Source organism: Microbacterium sp. BF1 (genome assembly GCF_019279095.1).
Classification (GTDB): domain Bacteria; phylum Actinomycetota; class Actinomycetes; order Actinomycetales; family Microbacteriaceae; genus Microbacterium; species Microbacterium maritypicum.
Genome location: NZ_JAGYWT010000234.1, coordinates 1 through 3,828, shown reverse-complemented (window position 1 = coordinate 3,828; position 3,828 = coordinate 1). Strand labels below are relative to the sequence as shown.

The following is a 3,828-nucleotide window of genomic DNA, read 5'->3' as shown; positions in this document are numbered from 1 at the left end:
GCAGGGACAGGACAACCCATTGGAAGCTCGCTACGTCGCCGAGCGAGTGATTCACCACCTTGATAGTCGACCCGGCAAGAGTGTGGGCGTCGTCGCCATGTCGGCAGCTCAAAGAGACGCGATCTCGAACGCGCTTCAAGTGCTCCGAGGCGAGCGTCCCGATCTCGAGAACAGCTTCGCCGAGAGCCGCCTCGACGGCATCTTCGTGAAGAGCCTGGAAGAAGTTCAGGGCGACGAACGCGATGTGATGATCATGTCGATCGGATACGGGCCTGATGACTCGGGCACCGTGTACAAGAACTTCGGGCCGATCAACAAGAAGGGCGGAGAGCGGCGATTGAACGTCGCGATCACGCGGGCGAAGGAGCTTACGGAGGTGGTGTCATCCATGAGCGCAGGAGACATCGGCGACATCCCGAGCGCGGGCGGCAGACACCTCCGCCGTTATCTCGACTACGCCGAGCGTGGTCCCGCGGCGCTCTCGATCGAACTCGGCCCCGAGGGACTAGGAACGGACTCTCCGTTCGAAGACGCTGTGATCAGCTCGATCCGGTCATGGGGCTACGACGTGCAGCCACAGGTGGGTGTGTCTGGGTTCCGCATCGACATCGGAGTCAAGCATCCCTCTGCGCCTGGAGTGTTCATGCTCGGTGTCGAGTGCGACGGCGCGATGTATCACTCCGCCCAATCGGCGCGGGATCGGGACCGACTCCGTCATGACATCCTGGTCGGCCTTGGATGGCGGATCCACCACATCTGGGGAACTGATTGGTATCGCAACCGATCCACAGAAGAAGCGAAACTGCGAGATCTGCTGCAGCAGCTGGAGGCCGAAGCCCCAGCCGGCCGGTTGGGTGGCAGGCACGTCAGCGCTCCCGCCGTCGTGCTGGTCGAGGAGACGCCCGATCTCGTCGCCGGCACTCGGCCCGAGTGGGTGATGGACTATGCGGAGGCTTCTGGCCTCCGACTTCGTGCTCTCGACTGGACCGAGTCATACAACGCTCCGCATCTCGTCGATTTCGTTCGAACAGTCGCCGAGGCTGAAGCGCCCGTGCATATCGACACCTTGAAGACGCGGCTTCGCGCGGAGTCTCACATCGATCGGGTCAACAAACGGGCGCTGCGCACGCTGGAGGCCGCGATCGAGCTCTCGGAGCTTCCGGTCGATGGCGATTTTGTGCTGGTGGCCGGAGCTCAATCCCGACCGGTGCGGACAGCAGGTGGACGAAGCACGTCGCAGGTGCACGAATCTGAATTCAGTGCGGCCATAGAACGACTAATTGGGTCGATGGCCGGTGCCACACGGGCGGATCTAGTGCTTGCGACCTCTCGCGCCTTCGGATGGATGCGGACGCCGAACGACCTTGCGGCGCGCGTGAGCGCGACGATCGACAGATCGATCGCGACAGGTCGGTTCGTGGAGGACGGTGGCGTCGTTCGTCTTGCGTAGCGAGCAACCTCTGGTGGCGGTGCCTACGCATCCCGTCCTCATTTTCATCATGCCCACAGTGCGGCGAGAACGTGAAGATACGTGGCGCTCACCCGCACTATCGCTGGTGTCTGCCACGATCAAGACATGACACCGGAACAGCCGCAGCCTGCCGCCGACGCACAATACAGGGCGCTGCGCGAAGGAGGCTCTTACTCGCGCAAAGTCGTTGAGTGCGCCGCTGAGGCGGGAGGTCTTGTGGAGATCCTGGCGGCCTCCAGCGACGCCGGCGAGGCGCTCTACGGATATCAGGGAACTGGCGAACAAAGGGCCTCCATTACCTGCATCACTACGCGTACATCGCGGAGACCGGCCCCGCGATCGGCTCCACGCACCCGGCGCGACTTACCAACAGGCCCCGCAACCACCTGCAAGGACTAACCACAACATGGCCAAGTATTCCGTTCACCAACAGCCCGTCGACACCCTGCTGTCATGGGTGAAGTCCGGTCAGGTCGCGATCCCCGAGATGCAGCGGCCGTTCGTCTGGGACTCAACCAAGGTTCGAGACCTCCTCGACTCCCTCTATAACGGCTTCCCCATCGGGTATCTCATCACGTGGCAGAGCGCCGATGTCGGCCTGAAAGACGGCTCGAAGTCGGCGTTTAGACAGATCCTGATCGACGGACAGCAGCGCATCACCGCCATGACAGCTGCCCTTGTAGGACAGCAGGTCGTTGACAAGTCGTATCGCAACAAGCGCGTCAAGATCGCGTTCAACCCATCGACTGAGAAGTTCGCGACGCTAACCCCCGTCATCGATCGAGACCCGGCATGGATCTCCGACGTCGCGGAGTTCGTGAACGCTCCGAACTTCTCGGCGACCAAGGCCTACCTCGACGCGAACCCCGGAGTGGATGGCGAAGTCGCGCAGCGGTCGCTTGAGCGCCTCACGTCCATCAAGCAGGCTCAGGTCGGCATCATTACGCTGGCCGAGGATCTCGACATCGAAACGGTCACGGAGATCTTCATCCGAATCAACTCCAAAGGAGTCCCCCTCAGTAGCGCCGACTTCGCAATGAGCAAGATCGCCAGCCACGGTCAGTTCGGTGCCAATCTCCGAAAGCTCATCGACTATTTCTGCCATCTCTCGGTTGCACCACACGTGTACGACGACATCGCGACGAACGACGCTGACTTCGCAGCTTCCCCTTATCTGAAAGCTATCGGCTGGCTCAAGAGCGACTCATCCGACCTTTACGATCCGAGCTACACCGACGTGATCCGCGTCGCCGGCATCAAGGAGTTTGGCCGCGGCAAGGTTGCGGCGCTGGTGAGCGTGCTCTCCGGCCGTGACTTCGAGACGCGGTCGTTCGATGAGCAGCTTGCCATCGAGTCATTCGAGCGACTCGAGCGCGTTCTGCTGGAGATCGTCAACCAGCGCAACTTCCAGCAGTTCACCCTCACAATTCGGTCTGCGGGATTCATCGCACCTCGCCTGATCAGCTCCAAGAACGCGCTGAACTTCGCCTACGCGCTGTACCTTAAGCTGCGTTCGGAAGGAGCACTGAACGAGGCGGACATCAAGTACGTGGTGCGAAAGTGGTTCGTGATGTCGATCCTCACCGGCCGGTACACAGGGAGCTTCGAGACGGCGTTCGAAGCGGATATCAAGCGGATCGACGAGCTCGGCGCGCGTCGCGCGCTGGAAGATATCGAGGCGTCACAGCTCGCGTCGAACTTCTGGGAATTAGCGCTGCCGATGGACATGAAATCGTCGAGCGTGCGCAGCCCGTACTTCCTCACCTTCCTGGCGGCTCAGGCACACAGTGGCGCAAAGGGCTTCCTCTCTAAGAATGTCACGATCGCGAGCATGATCGAAGAGGTCGGCGACATTCATCACGTCGTACCGAAGAACTATCTGATCAAGAGCGGCGTCAACGACCGCGGTGACTACAACCAGATCGCGAACTACGCTCTGACCGAGACCCCGATCAACATTGCGATCAAGGACCGCGCCCCTTCGGAGTACATGGGCATCGTCGACACTCAGGTGACATCCGGGGAGCTTCGGTTGGGTGAGATCATCTCTCAGAAAGACCTCGACGCGAACTTCGCGATGAACGCGGTTCCGGCGGGCCTCAGCTCGACGACAGCAACGTCCTACGCCTCGTTCCTGTCCGACCGACGCACACTGATGGCACGGTATATCCGGGAGTACTACGACTCGTTGTAACAGGATACGTTCGACACCTGTTCCGGGGCGTCAGCCGCATCGCGCCCGACAACAGCAATCATCTATGCCAAGGACCCGGATATTACGCGATGACGAAGGCGTCGCCCTGGATCCTTCCCCCTGGCCGGAAGCTCGGCGGCTGGAGATGCTTGCGCGGCGAATT

General features: G+C 61.1%; 2 protein-coding genes. Both read left to right on the top strand.

What is annotated here, in order from left to right:
* The coding region (locus KZA10_RS09430; protein WP_256934655.1) for an AAA domain-containing protein at positions 1-1,450 on the top strand (1,450 nt) is incomplete at its 5' end.
* A gap of 208 nt (positions 1,451-1,658) precedes the next feature.
* Positions 1,659-3,665, top strand: a complete 2,007-nt coding sequence (locus KZA10_RS09425; protein WP_256934654.1) for a DUF262 domain-containing protein — start codon at positions 1,659-1,661, stop codon at positions 3,663-3,665.
* Positions 3,666-3,828 lie beyond the last annotated feature (163 nt).